Source organism: Thermanaerosceptrum fracticalcis, from assembly GCF_000746025.2.
Taxonomy (GTDB): domain Bacteria; phylum Bacillota; class Peptococcia; order DRI-13; family DRI-13; genus Thermanaerosceptrum; species Thermanaerosceptrum fracticalcis.
The window spans coordinates 3772303-3791232 of sequence record NZ_CP045798.1 but is presented as its reverse complement, the minus strand read 5'-3'; the positions used below and the strand labels follow the sequence as shown (position 1 = coordinate 3791232).

The window sequence follows — 18930 nt, the reverse complement described above, 5'->3', positions numbered from 1 at the left end:
TAAATGCAAGCCCTAAAATGATAAACATTAAAGGCGGATATATCATGTATAGCCCCTTGGCTAACGATAATCCGCCAATGATTATCAAAAAGTCATTATAATCCGGCTTAGGAATTTTAGGTATTTTCAATTTCCTCACCTGCCTTATACCGTTAAAACGCCACGGGTTTCGTAGACTGATGTTTGCCCTTCCATCCGCATTGCTACAGCCATTGCGTTTATAAGCGCAACAGTCAAATCTATACGGTCTACAGATTTATTTTTCATAGGCTTTACGTTTTCGTTTCCATCCTGGGCCACAATTACATTACCAAAACACCATCTAGCCAATGGGTTTTCTTCATGTGTTATTTGTCCCGACCTCATAAGCCTTTCAGTTTCCTTCATGGCCGGAGACATATGCGCCATATTCTGTGGTATTTCCAGTATATTTAAGCCTTCTTTTGCAAGCCTTTGCGTCAGCATACGGCTGTTCCATGGGTCGGTACCCATATATTCAAACTTATATTGCTTACTAAGCTGTAAAATCCTTGCTTCAACAAATTCATAGTCTACTACATTCCCGGGAGTTGCATGTAGATATCCTGCATTCACCCATCTATCGTACGGCACCTTGTCACGCCGTGAACGCTCTTTCATATTGTCTTCAGGAATCCAGCCTTCAGATATAAACCGCCATTCACCTATTCCATCTTGTGGCGGGAATAACAACACCAATCCGGTCAAGTCCGTTGTGCTTGATAGATCAAGCCCGGGATAACATCGCTTGCCGATTAGCTCGGACTTACTCCATTTGCCGGTAGTTGCATCCCACAATGTTAATGGCAGCCATCCTACCTGTTTTACAGCTATCCATTGATTAAGTCTTAACCATCGGAATAGCCGCTCTGCACTTTCACTATTTCTAGCTTGTAATGCCTCCTGCCTTACGGTTTCGATGCTAATTGTCTTACCAAGTGAAGGATTTGCCATATACCATGTTTTTTCATCGAATATGTCAGCATCTTCAGGCGCACCATATATCTTTACATACCAGGTTGGGTCATAAATTTCTCCATCTCGCACTTTTCTTGCATACTCATGTATTTCCCATCCTATTGATTTGCGATCTGGATCGTCTCCAGCAGTAGTTATAACCCACCAGAGTGGCTCTTTTCGTGCTGCCCCTGCGCCAAATGTCATGACATCCCATAAGTCACGGTTTGGTTGAGCATGGAGCTCATCGAAAATTACAACCGTAGGGTTGAGCCCGTGCTTTGTATATGCTTCTGCAGAAAGCACTTTTAGCGTAGTACCTGTAAGTGTATTTTTAATTTCTTTTTTACTGTCTGTTAGCTTTAATATTTCTTGCAATTCTTCTGACTGTTCCCTCATGCCGCAAGCTGCTTTATATACAAGTTCTGCTTGTCCTCTATCAGCTGCGCAACAACATATTTGCCCGCCTGGTCCATCACATGTCAAGTGATATAAAGCTATTGCGGCTATGAGAGAGGTCTTGCCGTTTTTTTTCGGGATTTCGAGATAAGCGTATCTATATTGTCTGTATCCGTCATCCTTCACTGTTCCATATACATTCCAAAGCACATCATACTGCCAATCGAGCAATAAAAAGGGTTGACCGTAAAAATCGTCAACCGCTTTTAACATCTGTATAAACTCTATAGGTTCCAGTGCTCTATCCTTATCATGTCGCATTTTTCCCAGCCTGCCTTCGTTCTAAAAAAGCGGCCATTGGAGATTTCTCAGCACTTTTGTCTGGTGTCTTCGGTATGGAGCGTAACGCCGACTGAATAGTCATAACATTCTCTTTTTCTATAGCAAGCATCATTTTGCGCTTTTCCATGAGCTTTTTATCGAGGGCTAAAAACCTGTTCTGGATGCCTTCTTTCTTTTCCAGGTATGTAAGGAAATCTATTTCTTGTTTCTGATAAGCCTCAAAAACCTCTTTGAGGTCGTCATTACATTGTTCCTTTAAGAGTTCCACCCCCTTGCATTCGCTGTGCAGCAAACAATACCGGTTGATTACTGCCTCGTGAAGAGCATTATCTTGGTCTATGGCCTTAAGGACTTTTTTTAACCGTTTGAATTCTTTATGTGCTATGGGATCGTCTTTAACCTCGGGCCATTCTTTTAAAGAGATACCCGTAAGCAGTTTCTTCTCTGCTTTTTCTCTTACTTCCTTTTCAGCTTTTGTCCGATGGCCCTTCACCAGGACCAAGGGTTTTGTTGGTCTGCCTCCTGGCATCAGGACCACCTCCAAACTGTTTAGTTTTGGGAAAAAATTTCGCGCGAAGCTGGGCGCGCGGTCTAGGGCCGAAAGGCTGCAGGGATTTATACCCCCCTACCCCTAGCAAAGTTACTATCTTCAGTAGCTGTCTTCCTGTCATGGCACTGCTTGCAAAGCGGTTGCCAATTCGATTCATCCCAGAAAAGCTCGTAGTCTCCTTTGTGAGGCCTTATATGGTCAACAACAATAGCAGGAACTATCTTTCCTTGCTTCATACACTCTGCGCATAGTGGGTTAGCACTCAAGAATCGTTTCCTTGCCTTTCTCCACCTTGCATCATATCCCCTTTGCGCCGCTGTGCCCCGTCTTTCATCCTGCCGTCTTTGCTCCTGCTTCTTGTGCTTCTCACAGTACCGCTCTGTTGTCAGCTCCGGGCACCCCGGCCAGCTGCATGGGCGCTTTGATTTTGTCGGCATATAATCAACTCCAAAATAAAAGAGCCCGAAGGCTCTCATCTGTATATCTTCTCTATTATTTCTTTCAGTTGTTCTGGCGTATAATTTGCCATATACTTTAACGAGGTTTTTTCTGCAAATTCAGCCACAGAATAAAACTGCAGGAAAGCGTTTTGTATATCTTCTACTGTATCGAAAGGTTGTCTGGAAAAATATAACTGTGTTAATTCTGTTGCTACATCAAGTGGATTTCTTTGAATTGGTGTCGGTTTTACACTGATATTATCTGGCATCATTACCACCTCCTTTCACCGTCTCTATTCGGCAAAAGGAGACGCATTCCTTTACAAAAATAACGACATATTTTTACACCTCGCCGCCCCCGCCCCGCAGCTGTATGAGGTGTACCTTTTCCGCCCTTTTCGGCCACCAAATACGAGAAGCACCTGCTTCCGCAGATGCTTCTTCACGATATCATAATATCACAGGTAAGTGTATCATTTTGTATCATTTTCTCCAACTGCTTTTAATGCTTGCCCATGAATCCGATGTACTTGAGCCCAAGCATAATTCATTTCCACAGCTATAGTTTCCCATCTCCTTCCCTCGATATATCTCAATCTCATCAGCAGCCGTTGATCTGCCGGCAATCTTATGATTGCGTCCTCGATTTCCCCCCTCAAGGTAATTAACTGGTATAAATAGTCGTTCAGTTTACTTTCAAAGTCCACTATCTTAGCGATAATATTACCAGTCCTGTCCACTGCACAATTACTTTTTGGCAGGCCGTCGGGCTTTGGCGGCGCTAAGAGACTTGTCCTTAACTTCTCGATTTCCTCCTCCAGTAGAAGAATTTCTTTTTTCAAGTACTGGTACTGTCTTAGTTTTTCTTTTGTCAATTGACCTTCCCTCCTCTATTCCCGTCAGCCTGGCCCTCTCCTTCTTTCTTTCGGCCCACCAGTCAGAGTACTTGACATTTTCCAGGTCCAGCATGGCGCCACATCGCTCGCATTTTGCCGCCGTCTCGGTAACGGCGTCCATGTAGTACCCGCATATAGGGCATTGTACGGCTATCATGATTGTTGGCACGCCTCTATCCCTCCTTACCTCGCTTTTTCTTGCACCCTCTTCTTAGCTCCCCTATTTTGTTATAAATGTCCGCAATGATTATCCCTGCTTTTGTTAATTCAACGTCATTCTGGATTAAGTTCTTTTGGTTTAACCGGACCAATTGTTCCCGAGAAACAAGTATCAGGTTCTCAGGATTGAGGTTCCTCTTGTTGCCATCCCCGAATATGACCGCATGCCCTTTCGGGACCGGACCGTTGGCGGCTTCCCAAATCAACACGTGTTTTGCTTTCCACTTGTTCGGGTCGGCCGCTTTTACCTCTACATACCCGTCTGCGCTAATCCGCTCAGTCCCTATCGGCTTATAATTCCATGGGGCGTGTCCTTTTTTGAATTGAGTGGCTTTTCCGCCGCAGTTGATTCCTTTTTTGCCCTTATTGAACGGTATATGACCCGGTTTGAACTGACCGGTCAAACCACTGTTTAGCTTGTGATTTTTCTTAAAAACTTTAATTTGATTACAGGTTAAATTCAACCCAAAATGCCTGTTGAACATTTCTGTTAATTCTGCATTGCTGCGGCCTTTTACGCGGTCCTTGATAAATTCACGATGTTCCGAAGTGAAATAATGCTTGGTCATTTTGTATTACTCCCTGAAAAATTCCGCCCTCAACATCGGGGGCAATTTTTTGTCTGCATGATCTCCATTGCCGTACTCGTGCATGAACATTCTAGCTTTCAGAACTAAAGACCCGTTCGCTATGATTTGCGCTGCGATATCTGAAATTGCCTTTGCCCGATTAATTTCTTCCTGCAATTTTTCACCTTTTAGATCTTCTTCGCCAAGACGTTCAAGCTGTGCAAAAAGATGGTTGTTTAAATCACCTAATGTATTTTTCATTTTTCTTAACCTCCATTTCGCATAAAAATGCTATATTACACGCCAGGTGCCACAGGTGCGGCAGCCCGCTTTCTTCGTCTTTTCCCTCCGGGTCGTCCAAGTAAGCCAGGAAGTGCCTGAAAGCCGCATCTCGGTATCTTTCTTTTTCTACCTTACGCCAGTTTTCCGAATCGCCATATTTTTTAGTCCCATATTCCCGAATAGCGGCAATGTCCCGGATTATTTGTCGTGGTACCAAAGTCAGCCGTAGTTTGCCTTCATCGGCTTTTGCTGTGTTCATTACCTACTAACCCCTCCCTCTTTGTGTTTTTCAATCCTTACCCGCAGGGCGTTCATCAGCTTGTCCTGCGTGCTGCCCTTGTCCTCCAAAGCCGCCATGACATCCTCATCCACGCCCCCGGACACAACCAGGTGATGGATAATTACTTTTTCGGCCTGGCCCTGTCTGTGTAACCTCTTATTGGCCTGCTGGTACAGCTCCAGGGACCAGTTAAGGCCAAACCAGATAACATGATTTCCACCCTTCTGAAGGTTCAGACCATAGGCGGCGCTGGCCGGGTGCGCAAGTAAGATATCAATCTTCTTGTTGTTCCAATCATCCTCATCCTGGGGCCCTTTTAGCTCTCGTATTCTCAGCCCGGATCCAGCCAGGGCTTTTTTAATTCTGACCAGGTCGTGCTGGAAATTATAGAACACCAGCGCCGGCTGCCCGTTCAATCCCTCGATAAGCTCCATAAAGGCCTCAATCTTGCACTTATGGATTTCCACCATGTTTTTATTCTCGTCATACACAGCCCCGTTGCACAGCTGTAGAAGTTTGTTTGTCAGGACTGCCGCGCTGCCAGCATCTATTGTGGACTCATCCACTTCAAGAAGCATTTCTCTTTCCAGCTTGTCATAGGCTGCCTGGGCTTTTTGGTCCAGCACCACCGGCACATTTACCGGGATGCAATCAGGCAGTTCTAAGTAGTCCTCCGCTCTCATGCTCACGCAGATATCGCTGATTTTCTGCTGTATTATTTCGGCTGCCCCCGGCTTAGGCATATAGCTGAAAACATGGTCCCGGTCTCTCTGGTCCGGTTCAAAATATCTCTCCCGGTAATGCGTGATCTTAGCCCCAAGACGTTTTCCTTCGTCCAGTAAATACACCTGTGCCCATAAGTCTAATAATCCATTTGGTGCCGGAGTGCCGGTAAGCCCGACAAAACGTTTAATATGTTTCCGTACCCAGCTAAGAGCTTTAAACCGTTTTGCTTGGTGATTTTTGAAACTGCTAAACTCATCCACTACCACCATATCGAAGGGCCAAGCGTTCCGGTAGTATTCGACTAGCCACGGCACGTTTTCCCGATTGATAACGTAAATATCTGCCGGTGTGTTCAGGGCTCGAATCCGCCTGCTTACTGGACCAAGCACCAGAGATATCCGCAACAATTTTAAATGGCCCCACTTTGCCGCCTCTTTACTCCAGGTTGCTTCTGCCACTTTTTTCGGGGCGATGATAAGCACTTTGCTCACTGCAAACCGGTTATACTTCAGGTCATTTATTGCTGTTAAGGTGATTACTGTTTTGCCCAAACCCATGTCCAGGAAAAGCCCCAATGCCTCATCGGTCAAAAGCCTATGAATACAGTATTTCTGGTAACTATGCGGTACAAACTTCAACTGCACCTAACTCCTTTGATGAATTCGTTTACCCCCTCTTTGCTGTCCAGGGTCAGGACTTGAAAACCCAAGTTGCGAATTCTCGTTTGTTGTCTCAACTGCAAGGGGGTCGGTATTTTACCCGGTACTTTCAATTCGACAAATACAACTTGGCCGCCAGGAAGTAATATCATCCGGTCTGGCACCCCAGCATTACCAGGGGAAATAAATTTATAGGCAATGCCGCCGGCGGCTTTTACTTGGTCCCGTAAGTACACTTCAATGTCTCGTTCCCGCATTACCGTTCCTCCGCAAAATACAGTAATAAGGCATCTTTGATTTTGGACCGATTTTCACTGTTCAGCTGTATCCCATATTTATGTTCCAGGAGACACCTGAATTTTGCCCCTTCTAAACCACTCCAAAAAGTCTCAACTGCAATTCCAAATTTTGTTCGTACAGAGTGAAACCGCGGATTATACTCACTTTTTTCGTGATACGTAATCTGGGGATAACAGAATTTAAAAATCAATCTCTTTAACTCTCCATCCTGTTGAATTATCTGTAAAAAATCCGATATCGTTTTCACACCAATCACACCTTCGCGAATTTTAAGAGCTTTGACACACAAACACAGTTCCTATACGCGTATATGTGTATTTCTTATTTAGGCTATATTAGAGGGGTATATATACCACCTACCCCCTCTATTTTTCTTTATTTTTTATTTCTTTAATTGTAAATGTGTCAAATGTGTCAATAATATATAAACCCTTATAGCCCAAGGCCTTTAGGGTGACACATTAACTGTGTCAGATGTGTCAGATGTGTCAAATTGTATAATCCTGGAATGTGTCAATGTGTCAGATGTGTCAGGCATTTGTGTCAAAGATATTTGCCTAGAATACCCTCTTTGGTGGCCATATGCTCTACCAAATTGGCGTGCGTTTTTGTCCTTTTTCCAACCTGGTAAATTATCCAGGATCCCATTTATTTCAATTACATCTTGTCGGCGCATAAAACTGATGTCTTTTCCAAAAAGCTCGCACCAGATTTCAGCTGCGCAAATTCTATCTCTTGGTACGGTTTTTTCTGTTTGGTTTTTGAACTCCCCTGACCAGTACATGCGCCGTTCTGATAAGCTCCGCTTGTACCAATTGGTTGGTACTTGCCTCTCTACAAATTCTCGAATAACACCCTCTTTGGCATTACTTTCTCTATGGGCTTCCTGCTCTTGTACTGAAATTCTTTCGGCTTCACCGGATAAATACAAAGGTTCTCCTAGTTGCCAGGCCAAAAATGCCTCAGCCCATATCTGATCAACTTCTTCTTCCAGTTGGGTAAATACATTTTTAGTTGGTTCCTGTAACCCCACGTCCACGGGCCAAAAGCGCCGGTTCCCGGTCCGGTCTCTTAGAAATTCACTGTCATTGGTTGTTCCGAAAAACACACACCGACGGGAATATACCCCCGTTCGTCTACCATATGGTTCCCGGTAGATGTCTTCTGTTCGACTCAGAAATTGTTTTACCGCGTTTGTCTCTGCTCGACTTAGGCCGTTCAGTTCTCCAAGCTCGTTGATCCATACTCCCTGGATCATTTCTGCGGCTTCTTTACCTTCGAATATTTGAAGACTATCGGAAAACCACCGTCGACCAAGTATTCTTAAAAAAGTACTTTTACCTATTCCTTGTGGGCCCACAAAGATGGGCATATAGTCGTATTTACACCCAGGTGTCATCGCTCGAGCTACGGCGGCCGCTAATGACTTCCGAATGACTGCTCTGGTATAAACATTGTCTTCGGCTCCCAGGTAATCAATGAGCAGAGTATCCAAGCGTTTAATTCCGTCCCATTTTAAACTTGTCAGATATTCCTGGACCTCGTTAAACCGGTTTTTGTGAGCGCACAAAGTCATAGCAGCGTACATACGCTTATCAGCAATTTGAATCTTATAAACATGCTCCAGATAGTGCATTAACCCGGCATCGTCGGCATCTTCCCAAACCCGTCTTTCTGTCCGGCTGTTCCACGGTAACGCTCCCAAAGCCATACCCCGGTTAGCGAACTCATCAAAGGCCAGTTTTCCTTTTAACAGTGGGTCATTTTCCAGGATGACAAGAACATTGTTGATAGTTTTTGCCGGCAACCCGGTAGTGGAACTGACGGCCAGCTTTTTCATCCAGTTAGCATCATCATCTGGGCTGGCCGCAAACTCCTGAGTAGCTTTCTCATATCGTTCCTGGTTAAGCAGTAGGGCCACTTGTTCATCAGCGGCGGCAAATTCGTACATTGCCTCATAGCTCGGCAGCCGGTTGGTTGGTGTGCCGAGCTTGGCCTCATCGTCCAGCTCTCCAAATTTGTGCAGCCGGACAAGATCAAAAGCATTAACCAGCCGGCCGGAACATGGGTCAGTGGCATGGTGGGAGCAAAGGAATTTCCCATTGTCGTAGACAACTGCCCCGCCTACCGTGGAACCGCCGGTATAGGTGAACCTATCCGAGCTGCCGGCCACCGGCTCATAAACACCCGGAAGAAACACCTCTATAGCCCTGTAGATGTCATACGCTTTGCAAAAGGCACCCACAACGCCAGATTTCTCCAGCGGATCCCCCTGTTTGGCAGCCAGTTTGGTAGCTTTTTGTTGCTGTCCAGGTACCTCCGGCCACTCTGCTACATTCCGCCAGTCCCGGTACATGGCCAAAATACCGTCGGCACTTAGGAAAGGCTTGTCACCGAACTGGAACACATATTGGCTGTCTGAGCAACAGCTTGGCCAGTACATGAGCCGGTGAGCTTCAAACGTTGTCTGGTCTGCCAGGTTTATACCGATTATTTCAGCCATCTTCCTGGCAATCGGCTCATATTCATCAGCTAGTACCGATCTATCGGTTGGTATGAGTACTCGTAAGCGGGGCCGAGCTTCTTCGTGCTTCCGGGTGGAGTAGGTGGCATAAGCACAGCCCAACCCGTCCAGCCGGCGAAGCACATCGGCAGTGCCGCCGGCCGGGATGTTGTCAAGGTCAAGAGTGATTATGTCTCTTGTGGCTACTGTTGAAGCTTTTCTGCGGCCTTCTATCAGTGTGCCGCCGACGAAACCACCGACATCCTTAAGGTCGTCTTGCTGGGCTTTGGGCAGTTTTAAATACTCAACAAGAGGTTCAGTACTCCGGACGGGTACTCTGAGCTTCTTTATCAACTCTGACCAGTATATGGTCTGAGCTGGCCAGTTCTTTGCCCAGCGGCTGCCGGCAGATGAAATGGTTATTTTTCTGTCGTATATAAGCATGGAGTTTTATTCACTCCTTATTAATTATTGGACTAAGTATTTTTGATACTGTTCTTTCCTCCGCCCGGATGTTAGCTGTGCATACACCTGAGTGGTTGCAGGGTTACTGTGGCCAAGCAGTGACTGAACTGCTACTATATCAGCTCCGTTATTCAGCGTCAGTGTGGCCATCGTGTGCCTCATCACGTGCGGATGCAGGTTTTTGCTTATCTCGGCCCGGGCAGCTATGATATCAAACTCTCTTTGTATTGCCCTTTTGCTCATCCGCCTGTAAGGCTTTCTTTGGGTCACGAATAGCGCGGGCACAATATCATCTCTTGTCTTGAGATACTTCTTCAGGTGATAGATGGCTTTGAATGAAAAGTATACTTCGCGCTCTTTGTTGCCCTTTCCGATTACCTTCGCGCTGCGCTGCTGCCAGTCTATATCCTGTCTGTTCAACTGCTGTATCTCGCTTAGACGGCAGCCAGTGGCATAAAACACTTCCACTAGGGCCCTTTCTCTTGGGGTTTGACAGCTCTCACGAATCAGCTCTAACTCCTCAATGCTCAACGCCTTTGGCAAGTGCTTTTCCTTTTTGGGCGGTTTTATCTTCCGGGTTGGATCTCTAGGAATAATTTCTTCTTCTGTTAACCAACCGAAAAAGGATTTTAGTACCGATAGCTTCCGTGAGATAGAACTTAACTTTAGATCCTCAAACTTACCAAGGAATTGCCTGATATCATTAGTTGTCATAGCCTCCACCGGCTTCTGGACAAAGTTGGCGAAAAGCCTAAGTTCTATTTCGTATCCCTCTAAAGTAAGAGGACTTAACCCCTCTAGCTTCTTTGCAGCCAAGTATAGCTTAACTTTTTCAGCTACATCCGGGTGCCCAGCGGTAATTTTACCAGGCCGGATATCATACATTGCGAGTATCCCGGCAATTCTGGACCTAAGCTGCAACTGATCAATCTCGGGAGACAACTCTAATATGCTATACACTAACTCTTTAAGCAGTTGTTCCATTTATACCAACCTCCTGTCATTGGCTTGTCCTGAAAAATGCCGGGCAGGTCCCAGGAAAGACTTTTCGCTTAGGGTGATCAGCCCGAAGCTATCCCGGCAAATTTTGTTATTTATTCTCTTTTTAAGAATTGAGGCTCTATTCGATTTTTAGGTAGCATCAAAAGCATCATTCCACCGAAATTCATTAAACAGTTTTTACCTGTAATGGCTTCTGTCGGAATAATCGCTTCGAAAGTAATTCTGAAAACATCTCTTTTTTTACCTGGAGCATAGGTATTCATCGGGTTAATAGGAGCCAAAACAATGACACCATCGGGATTTTGTTCTTTTATCTGAGAGACAATGTGCTCCACATCTTTAGGTGATACATTTATATAGCAAGTTCTCATTTAATCATTCCTTTCGCACTTTCAATAGTCTTTCTCCAAAATATTCTCAGGGTCAATCTCAAAATCTGCGCATATCTCGTTTAATTCTACTGCAATACAGTTGTATAGCAGACATACATCAATACCAACATCACTGAAATAGTCATAGCCAATCATTTTTACAAATTCTTCTATGTCTGAATAAGGGATCCATAGAATTAGCCTATCTTCACGCCACTCAATTTCTTTATCTTGGCAGAATTTGTAAAGTTGTAATTCCGTCATACGTTTCTCCTTTCGTCATGTTTTCTAAGTGTTTCGGTCAAAATCTCTTCGATTTCTCTGCCACACATAGGGCAGAAGTTTGGCATTTCTTGACTCTGTGAATCAAAGCCTTCGTGGCCAAACCTGACAACATCGCCAAAAAATCTCCAGCGACACGCACAACATTCATAAAGTGACAACGACATTGAATTGCTGTTGTCGATAAATTTTATTTTCGTGCTTTCAAATATATCTTTCATCTAATCACTCCTTTCAGATTTAAAAAACATAGCAGGAAATATAACAATATCAGCTACATAGCCACAGTAACCATTACAATCGCACGCAAGACATTCTCTGGGTCTAAATTTCCATGTTTTTGCTATACTGCAGTTTTTGGTGTCGCATTTCATGTGCTCACCACTCCTTCACATAATTATCTTAAATGTGAAATTAGTTATTATTTCTTAAAGTTTCAACAGCTTCCTTAACAGCCTCATAATCGTAATAAATATTTCCATCACATCCGTAAAATTGTTCAAGTCCTTCATATCCCCATTCCCCGGGATTGGATACAATCGGATTTCCATCTGCATCCCCATGAATCGTAAACCCTTCGCAGATATGTACTTGTATTATGTATTGTGGCGGAGGACATTCATAATCTTTGTGTTGACGTACACAGTCTAAAGCCGAATATCCAACTTCTTTGCCGTGTATACATATTTCACAAGGACAATCAGTACGGCTTATTGTGTAAACTCTATCACCTGGTCTACATGGTAATATCGCAACCCTACCTTTTGACTTGGCAATAGCTATGTCAACAAGTTCATTTATGGACATCCCTAATTCATTTAACACCTTTTCAACCTCGCTCATTTTTCTTATCTCATCCTTTCTTTCCTTCACATTCTTAACATTGCTTCTAAAAACATGTCATTCTGGCTGGTGCAAAGCTTATATCTCCATTCGTTGATATTTGTAAAAAATGCTTATTTTTACAAATATCGAGCATAATCACTACCAGCGTTCCGTCGTTGCGTTTATAACAGTCCTTCCCGTATTTCCAACCAAGATTCTTGGCTTTTCTTTTTGCCCACCAATGCCTTAAGGCGTTTATCTGTACTTGCTCAGTCTCGGTCAACATTGTTTTTACCCCCGCAAAATTAACATTAAATCACCTGTTCAGCATTTCCAATCTCACATAACTCTGGCAAATTCGCCCTTACTAAAGCTTCTGCAAAAGGCGGCGATACTGCATTACCGCATCTCGCAATCTGTTTCGATTTTTGAACCCTTGAAAAATAGCTGTTGGCCTTTTTGATATTAATAGACATGCTCTATTTCTCCTTTCTCAATCTTTTCTTAATCTTTCCGGTAGTAATCGGTTACAAACCCGTCAGCCCTAAGTGGCAATCCCGGTGCCCAGGGTATCGGCTGCCCCATCAACTGACATATTTTTTCCACGTCCGCCTGATTTTCTGGTACATCTAGAACTACCTCATCATGTACGTGAAATACCACCTGATACCCAGCAGCTGCAAGTTTCATAAGGCTTTCTGCCAGGCAGTCCCGGGCAATCGCTTGGACCACATTTTCCACAAGCTTCCCCCCATAAGTCGATAGGACTTCCCATTTCTTCGTATTTTGGTTAATCCCGTGATAATGCAGAGCTTCTTTACCAAAGTCGTTTTGGTGAAGAAAAGGCTTAGGATAAAACAGCTTTCTTCCACTTGGCAGGGTTATGGTGAAAAAGTCTTGTTGTGCATTGTAGTCACATTCCCTGGCTAAGATGAGACCTCTAACGCCAACTGGTTGCCCGGTGCGTATAACTTCAAGAGCGGCGTTTTCAAGAGAAAACCATAAGTCCACTATTCTCTTATTCGTTGATCTCCACCGCTGGACAATTTCCGGGAGTTCTTCTTCTGTCAGCCCCATGTCCAAAGCCCCCATTGCGACAAGAGCACCTGCAGAGCCTTGATATCCAAGGGCCAATTCTGCAACTTTTCCCTTCTGCCGCAGTTCATACTCCGGATTACCTTTGACTATTTTTTCAATCGGTACACCAAACATTTGACTGGTTGAGGCCTCGTATATCTTGCCATGGGTGGCAAAGACCTCAAGCCGCCATTGTTCCCCGGCCAGCCAGGCAATTACACGGGCCTCAATGGCTGAGAAATCAGCAACTAAAAGCACGTGGCCGGGCGAAGGGATGAAAGCGGTCCGTATGAGTTGAGAGAGGGTATCCGGTACGTTGCCGTAGATCAGTTTCAGGGCTTCAATCTTCCGGTTTTTAACTAGTTCCCGGGCATGGCCGAGCGTTTCTAAGTGGTTGCGGGGTAGGTTTTGCGCATTGATGAGCCTACCTGCCCACCTTCCGGTTCGGTTGGCGCCGTAAAATTGGAGCAGCCCCCGGATACGGCTATCTGCACAGACGGTTTCGCGCATGGCCTGATACTTTTTGACCGACGTTTTGGCCAGTTTCTGTCGAATCTCCAGTACCCGCTTTGCCCTGCCTTCATCAATTGACTCAATTAACTTTGATACTGTACCTTTTTGCAGGTTGCCGACTTCCTCACCAATTTCTTCGGTAAGCCAAGCTGTTAGCTGCTTGACCGACTTCGGATTCTCTAACCCGGAAAGCCGCGCTGCTTCGTCCATTAGTTCGCTCGTTACAACTTCGTCAATATGCAAAGCTCCCTCAACAACACTCATGTCTACAGCCACGCCATAGGCATTAATCACCTGGTCTAATTCCCAAAGCCGTTGTTCCTGTTCTGGCACAGGGAAGGCCGACAGCCGCCGTTCGATTTCCATTTCCGTAATGACATCCTGGCAGCAATATTGTTTGAAAAGTTGCCATTTCTCCGGTTCATGATGTGGGAGTGTCCTGGTTCGATGGCCATTTCGTGCTGTCGGGGTGCAGGGTACGCAGAATGTTCTTATCAGGGCTGAGCCTATGCTCATTTTCTTTTTGTCTTGCGGGAGCCCCAGGGCTTCTCCTATTTTGTTCAATCCCGGCGGGTACCCGCAGTACAGACCATGAAGCATCGTGCAGCGCCACTGTGACAGCCAGGACTCCGGCTGATAGATACCAAGATGTTTGGACAGGCAATACCACTCAAATGAAGCATTGTAGGCGTGTTTGATGACCGACGGGTCGCGTAATGCGTTGATAATCTCCGGCGGTAGTTGCTCACCTTGCGCCAGGTCAATTATTTGCACCGGTTGACCGTCGAAGGAGTAAGCGAATAAAAGGATTTGGAAATCAGGGGACTGTACATATCTGTACAGTCCCGCTTTTTGGATTTCCACGGAGGAGAAAGTCTCTAAGTCGATGCTAAGATGCTTCATAGCCCCATGACTCCGCCGGCAATCGGTTTACCGGTGATCGGGTCAATCTGCGTGGGTGGTGCGTAAGGCTGCTGGTAGTTTTGCGATGAGTAAACCGGTTGCTGATATGACGGTTGAGGTGTAAAACCATCCCCGAAAGCGGCCTCAACGGAAATTCTCCCGCCCAATGGTTCGCCGTCGGCAATCTTTTGCACTGGCCCCAAACCGCAACCAACGCCTTTTTTTCCGCTGTTGTTGTAGGCAAAGAAATTCACATTTACCCGTGCATACATGCCGGAATATACTTCTGTTTGATTAATAATCGGATTAAGGTTTATATCCACAACAGCCGGTTGTTGTTTCGATGAGGCCGTCATAACCCAGTGTCCTTTGCACTCGTCTCCAAACGGCATACCATCGCTTGGGCGCACTCCGTCTCCGTCATGGAGCGGGATGGCTATCTGAGGAGGACGAACACCGTTCCATTTGGAATTGATGCCTTGCTGGATAGCGGCCTGTATAGCTGCATCAATACGTTGCTTTGTCGCTATGTCGGATTTGGGAATCAGAATTGTTACACTGTACTTTGGTTCCTGGCCTTGTCGGGCTGCATAAGGTTGAAACAAATGCACATAGCTTAACCGTACTTGTCCAGTTGTAACGTTTGTAGGGTTTATTTGATTACTCATTTTCATTTCCTCCAATCTCATTTTTAAATACTTCATTTGGATCCGCTTGCAATGTAATCGCTTGACGCTTATCGCTTTCAGGTGCGAGTGTCGGTTTGCCGGGTGGCGTGTTGACGTATTCGGTTAGCAGTTCTTTAAATTTCGCTTTACCGAGTAGTTTTTCAACGCTTGCCAGCGTAATCGGTTTGCGCTCATAAAGTATAGCTTCATCATAACCAGCATTAACAAGAACTTTAAACGCTTCATCTTGATCGGTGAATTGTCTCACGCTGCGTCCCTCGACCGCCTTCCAGCCGGGTATTTCATTGCCTTTCAAACATTCAGCCAATGCGTACTCTTCCAAATCTTTAACCCAGGTGGCCAGGTTTTGCGCTCTCACCAGGATTGCGCCCACCTCTTCATTGGTGATAAGAGGTGGCTTCATGCCGTGATATTCTTCCAGGCTGGTATTAAACTCAGCCCGGGCCCGGCAGAGGGCTTTTGCTCGGCAGAATTTGCAATGTTCGCCGGAAACAAACTCACCCTCACCTTTGAAAGCTTTTTGAGCTATTGGTTTGATACTTTCACCCCAAGCCAGCAGGTCAGCCAAGGGCATTTCATATTCTGAGATAACATCAAGACGCGGTTGTATGATCGCCATTTTCACAGTCTCAATCTGGTACAGGATGCTATAGGCCGCATAAGCGCCCAGGGCGTAAAGCATCATTTGCGGGTTTCGTTCAGCGCTCACCGGGACGCCCTTGCCGTATTTAAAGTCGATTATGTGCATCACATTTCCACCGATTATGATGCAATCGCCGGTCCCAAAGCCCTCCGGAGCATATGTGCTGTAATCCAGTCTTTTCTCGATTGCGATATATGGCGGTGCGCTGAATCCGTGCGCAATTCCGGATAAATAGTCCAGGTATGTATCGGTATGTCTGAGCATCTCTTCCTGGTACAACGGGTTTTCTTGCAGCGCTTTCAGTTTTCTGGCAAATGTTTTCGGGCCCATCGGTTCAGTGAAGTGCTTTTTAGCTTTCAGTTCTGCTATCGCATGCGCCAAGCGGCCTTCTTCCGCGTATTCGCTTTTTGTCTCGGGCAGCTTTTCTTCGAGCCTGGCTGACGGTGTACATATCAGCCATTTATGAGAGCTGCTGGCAGACAGCAGGGCGTGTTGTTCGCTCATATTTTTGCACCTAGAGCCCGGAGCTGTGTTGCAAAAGCGCCGTATTGCTTTTGAGGAAGCATCGTAAGGGCTTGTACACCAAATGAATTTAGAAGTTCTACAACCTTCTCTCTCTGTCCGGCATCAATAAGCTGGGTAGCGGCTACAGCTAATTGCTCCATTGTGTAAGTTTGAGCAGCAACAGGCACGGTTGCAGCAGGCGCGGCAGGCGTGGGTGTTACGGGGCCAGCTGTCGGTATGGCGGTTGGAGCTTGTATCACCGGGGTAGGTGCAGGTATGGGATTTTCAGACAGTATCGGCTTATTTACGGCTTGAGCCGCAGTTTCAACTTGTCTTTCAGCTAATTTGGTAGCTTCAAAGAGTGCTTGCAGGGTTCCGGTTTCCACCCCTCGCATTAATTCATCCGGGTTAAACTCAATCAGTATTCTCACTCTTACCTCTCCTTTATCTGTTTGGTTTATAAACGTTTAATCCAACTTTGATGTCGTCTTTACCGACTGGCTGATTGCCTTCGGTGCTGGCAATGACAATAGATTTGCCACTGGAAGATGGGCCATATTCTTTAGACAGGTCCACTTCGATTAGCAGCTTGTCTCCGTTTACGGTAAGCTTGACATTTTTCACTGATTATCCTCCTCCCAATTCCAGGCTAATTGCTTGTCTTTTTCCTCTATGATAAAATCATTTTGAATGATTATTTTTTTTGTTCGCTCCTGTTCGGTCGCTATACCGGCAGGAGTTTTTCTTATTTCCAAGCAGATGCAATACGGGAATTTGCCTGGTGGACTGCATAAGTCGATAGCATCACGCTGGCATATTTCTTCTTTACAATATTGACAGTCATTTCTCGGGCAATATATTGTCGTCAATCTTCTTCGCCTCCTTTGAAGGTCACGTGTTTACCGTCTTCGATAGTTACTGCAATGCCTTTTTCATAAAGCCATATGGCCTGTTCTAAAGTTATTTTGTTGCTCGAATTTTTGTAAGTGACTGGCATTTGTGCTCACCCCCTCCCTTCGGTATTTCTCTCGGCTTGGTGCTGTGTCGGTGCAATATCACCAAAGCGTCAGGCCTGTCTTGCAATACAAGCCAATTGTCAGGGTTCAGGCGTTTGGACGAAATGAGGATTTTTTGCCGCAGGGTTGGCCGTTTGCCCATTCTCATAAGCTTGTACACCTCTTCTTAAACTACTTGCCAGCCTCTAGCTTTTGCTGTTTTGTTCAGATCAATCTGAGCTTGAACAAAAGTCTGGTGCCAGGGGAATATGCTGCAAGCTTTTTCTTTATTGTTCCCTGGTTTGCGGTAGAAAGTTTTATGTACGCCTCCGATTCCGCCCCGGACAAAATATATCCAGCCTCGCTCATCTGTGTATTTTTTGATGAAGCCGCAGTCTGCACAAACATTGTTTTTAAAATCACTCTCCAGGGCAGGGCATAGACAACATGGATGTTCTCTTGTCATTGTTTCACCTCGCTTTCAAGCCGCACTCGCCGCAGTAAAAATTGGTGCTGTAAAGATCGCCTTGGGTGTACACATGAAACAGCATGTTTTCATCAACCTGGACTTCAGCCCCGCATCCAGGGCAACGCGTAAACACATTATCCTCGGTCAGTTCAACCCTGATCTCAACGCCCTCGGCAAGCTTATACTTGAGATAAAAATTAGAGAGAATAGTTTCCATGTTTCATCGCTCCTTCACTTTTGTTTTTAGCAGTTCTAGCAGCTTCTGACGGCCCTTTTCGTTATACCGCCAACTTGGCACTTGCTTGTCACTATACGGAGACTTGTCCAGCACGCTGATGCCGTACTCGGGCGTTTTCAGTCCGTTCGCATTAGCAATCTTACCTATTTTGTTAGCGCTTATTCCTGTTTCTTTGGCTATATCTGATGCGGTGTATGTTTTTTCCACCTCCGGGCGATAGTTAATTTTGCTGTCGGTCAGTACTTCCAGCGCGTTAATGTTGAGCAGTTCAACTGATACGGGGCTGAGTGATTTCCCGTCTTTGGATTGCAGGATTAACTTGGCCTGCCGTACTCTTGCGTTTATCAGCCTGGCTTCGGCGTTCATGCGTTTTATTTCGAGCTCCTGGAGCTTGTCCGGGGATACTACGACGACCTCGCCCTTGCGGAGGGCCTTGAGGATTTTGCGCACCCAGGCACGGAATGCGCGGGCCTTTTCCGTTTTGGCCAAAAAGGTTACTTCGTAAATGCCGTCCTCGGTGAATACGCGGGTTTCCTGAACTCCGGAAGGGGTACCCAATTTGACTACCCCTGAGAATTCAATCTCTCTTAAGTACGGGTAGCGGTCAAGTATTTTGCTGATTGCTTGCTTGGGGTATTCATAACCCAAGGCTTGTCCTAGTTGCTCGGTAGTCATACAGATTTGCTCTTGTTCGTTTCGGTAGAAATCACATTGAATATCTCCGAAGTGTTCGGATTTGATTAAGGCTAGATTACTCATACATGGCCTCCTTTCTTCCCGGTTTGCATAATGGGGCAGGGTTAGTGGCATAGAT

The 18930-nt window shown here is 45.6% G+C and carries 28 protein-coding genes; all 28 read right to left on the bottom strand.

Annotated elements, in window-relative coordinates:
• Window positions 1–144 precede the first annotated feature (144 nt).
• Window positions 145–1695, bottom strand: coding sequence for a terminase large subunit (locus tag BR63_RS19195; protein ID WP_034425000.1), 1551 nt, complete (start codon window positions 1693–1695; stop codon window positions 145–147).
• The gene (locus BR63_RS19190; RefSeq protein WP_034425003.1) at window positions 1685–2245 is read right to left on the bottom strand and encodes a hypothetical protein; all 561 of its coding nucleotides are present in this window, start codon (window positions 2243–2245) and stop codon (window positions 1685–1687) included. Before BR63_RS19190 ends, BR63_RS19195 begins: the two co-directional genes overlap by 11 nt.
• Before the next feature lie 86 nt (window positions 2246–2331).
• On the bottom strand, window positions 2332–2502 hold the full coding sequence (locus BR63_RS19900) for an HNH endonuclease signature motif containing protein (protein WP_338056068.1): 171 nt from the start codon (window positions 2500–2502) through the stop codon (window positions 2332–2334).
• Between the two features lie 236 nt (window positions 2503–2738).
• Window positions 2739–2978, bottom strand: coding sequence for a hypothetical protein (locus BR63_RS19180; RefSeq protein ID WP_243270037.1), 240 nt, complete (start codon window positions 2976–2978; stop codon window positions 2739–2741).
• Between the two features lie 475 nt (window positions 2979–3453).
• A complete protein-coding gene (locus BR63_RS19175) occupies window positions 3454–3771 on the bottom strand; it encodes a hypothetical protein (RefSeq protein ID WP_153802174.1) in 318 nt (105 codons plus the stop codon).
• Between the two features lie 4 nt (window positions 3772–3775).
• The gene (locus tag BR63_RS19170; protein WP_034425014.1) at window positions 3776–4390 is read right to left on the bottom strand and encodes an HNH endonuclease signature motif containing protein; all 615 of its coding nucleotides are present in this window, start codon (window positions 4388–4390) and stop codon (window positions 3776–3778) included.
• Between the two features lie 6 nt (window positions 4391–4396).
• The gene (locus BR63_RS19165; RefSeq protein ID WP_034425017.1) at window positions 4397–4651 is read right to left on the bottom strand and encodes a hypothetical protein; all 255 of its coding nucleotides are present in this window, start codon (window positions 4649–4651) and stop codon (window positions 4397–4399) included.
• On the bottom strand, window positions 4632–4931 hold the full coding sequence (locus BR63_RS19160; protein ID WP_034425019.1) for a dATP/dGTP diphosphohydrolase domain-containing protein: 300 nt from the start codon (window positions 4929–4931) through the stop codon (window positions 4632–4634). The genes BR63_RS19165 and BR63_RS19160 overlap by 20 nt, the downstream gene beginning before the upstream one ends.
• Window positions 4931–6316: an SNF2-related protein gene (locus tag BR63_RS19155; protein WP_034425021.1), complete on the bottom strand. Its 1386-nt coding sequence runs from the start codon at window positions 6314–6316 to the stop codon at window positions 4931–4933. The genes BR63_RS19160 and BR63_RS19155 overlap by 1 nt, the downstream gene beginning before the upstream one ends.
• Window positions 6313–6594, bottom strand: a complete 282-nt coding sequence (locus tag BR63_RS19150) for a PDDEXK family nuclease (RefSeq protein WP_034425024.1) — start codon at window positions 6592–6594, stop codon at window positions 6313–6315. The genes BR63_RS19155 and BR63_RS19150 overlap by 4 nt, the downstream gene beginning before the upstream one ends.
• A gap of 491 nt (window positions 6595–7085) precedes the next feature.
• Complete coding sequence (locus BR63_RS19145) at window positions 7086–9584, bottom strand: virulence-associated E family protein (protein WP_081908288.1); 2499 nt, start codon at window positions 9582–9584, stop codon at window positions 7086–7088.
• 24 nt (window positions 9585–9608) lie between these two features.
• On the bottom strand, window positions 9609–10589 hold the full coding sequence (xerA, locus tag BR63_RS19140; RefSeq protein WP_034425030.1) for a site-specific tyrosine recombinase/integron integrase: 981 nt from the start codon (window positions 10587–10589) through the stop codon (window positions 9609–9611).
• A 110-nt stretch (window positions 10590–10699) separates the two neighbouring features.
• Entirely contained in the window at window positions 10700–10978 is a 279-nt protein-coding gene (locus BR63_RS19135; RefSeq protein WP_034425033.1) for a hypothetical protein, read from the bottom strand.
• A 21-nt stretch (window positions 10979–10999) separates the two neighbouring features.
• Window positions 11000–11242: a hypothetical protein gene (locus tag BR63_RS19130; protein ID WP_034425036.1), complete on the bottom strand. Its 243-nt coding sequence runs from the start codon at window positions 11240–11242 to the stop codon at window positions 11000–11002.
• Window positions 11239–11481, bottom strand: coding sequence for a hypothetical protein (locus BR63_RS19125; RefSeq protein ID WP_034425039.1), 243 nt, complete (start codon window positions 11479–11481; stop codon window positions 11239–11241). Before BR63_RS19125 ends, BR63_RS19130 begins: the two co-directional genes overlap by 4 nt.
• Window positions 11482–11674: 193 nt before the next feature.
• Window positions 11675–12103, bottom strand: a complete 429-nt coding sequence (locus BR63_RS19120; protein WP_207724740.1) for a hypothetical protein — start codon at window positions 12101–12103, stop codon at window positions 11675–11677.
• A 293-nt stretch (window positions 12104–12396) separates the two neighbouring features.
• Window positions 12397–12561: a hypothetical protein gene (locus tag BR63_RS19115; RefSeq protein ID WP_153802035.1), complete on the bottom strand. Its 165-nt coding sequence runs from the start codon at window positions 12559–12561 to the stop codon at window positions 12397–12399.
• Window positions 12562–12589: 28 nt separating this feature from the next.
• Window positions 12590–14578 carry a DNA polymerase gene (locus BR63_RS19110; protein ID WP_034420874.1) on the bottom strand — a complete coding sequence of 663 codons (1989 nt, stop codon included), beginning with the start codon at window positions 14576–14578 and terminating at the stop codon, window positions 12590–12592.
• Window positions 14575–15189: a DUF2815 family protein gene (locus BR63_RS19105; RefSeq protein ID WP_420825485.1), complete on the bottom strand. Its 615-nt coding sequence runs from the start codon at window positions 15187–15189 to the stop codon at window positions 14575–14577. Before BR63_RS19105 ends, BR63_RS19110 begins: the two co-directional genes overlap by 4 nt.
• Before the next feature lie 49 nt (window positions 15190–15238).
• On the bottom strand, window positions 15239–16414 hold the full coding sequence (locus BR63_RS19100; protein ID WP_034420869.1) for a DUF2800 domain-containing protein: 1176 nt from the start codon (window positions 16412–16414) through the stop codon (window positions 15239–15241).
• Window positions 16411–16845, bottom strand: coding sequence for an RNA-binding protein (locus BR63_RS19095; RefSeq protein ID WP_051965516.1), 435 nt, complete (start codon window positions 16843–16845; stop codon window positions 16411–16413). The genes BR63_RS19100 and BR63_RS19095 overlap by 4 nt, the downstream gene beginning before the upstream one ends.
• 13 nt (window positions 16846–16858) lie before the next feature.
• Entirely contained in the window at window positions 16859–17038 is a 180-nt protein-coding gene (locus tag BR63_RS19090; protein WP_034420867.1) for a hypothetical protein, read from the bottom strand.
• Window positions 17035–17283, bottom strand: coding sequence for a hypothetical protein (locus BR63_RS19085; RefSeq protein ID WP_034420866.1), 249 nt, complete (start codon window positions 17281–17283; stop codon window positions 17035–17037). Before BR63_RS19085 ends, BR63_RS19090 begins: the two co-directional genes overlap by 4 nt.
• Window positions 17280–17411 carry a hypothetical protein gene (locus BR63_RS19835; protein WP_276568930.1) on the bottom strand — a complete coding sequence of 44 codons (132 nt, stop codon included), beginning with the start codon at window positions 17409–17411 and terminating at the stop codon, window positions 17280–17282. Before BR63_RS19835 ends, BR63_RS19085 begins: the two co-directional genes overlap by 4 nt.
• Window positions 17375–17572, bottom strand: a complete 198-nt coding sequence (locus BR63_RS20115) for a DUF6906 family protein (protein WP_420825516.1) — start codon at window positions 17570–17572, stop codon at window positions 17375–17377. Before BR63_RS20115 ends, BR63_RS19835 begins: the two co-directional genes overlap by 37 nt.
• Window positions 17573–17596: 24 nt before the next feature.
• Window positions 17597–17875 carry a hypothetical protein gene (locus BR63_RS19080; RefSeq protein ID WP_081908063.1) on the bottom strand — a complete coding sequence of 93 codons (279 nt, stop codon included), beginning with the start codon at window positions 17873–17875 and terminating at the stop codon, window positions 17597–17599.
• A gap of 4 nt (window positions 17876–17879) precedes the next feature.
• Window positions 17880–18095 (bottom strand): hypothetical protein, encoded by a 216-nt coding sequence (locus BR63_RS19075; protein ID WP_034420861.1) that lies wholly within the window; start codon window positions 18093–18095, stop codon window positions 17880–17882.
• Between the two features lie 3 nt (window positions 18096–18098).
• On the bottom strand, window positions 18099–18875 hold the full coding sequence (locus BR63_RS19070) for a BRO-N domain-containing protein (protein WP_051965514.1): 777 nt from the start codon (window positions 18873–18875) through the stop codon (window positions 18099–18101).
• Window positions 18876–18930: the final 55 nt, after the last annotated feature.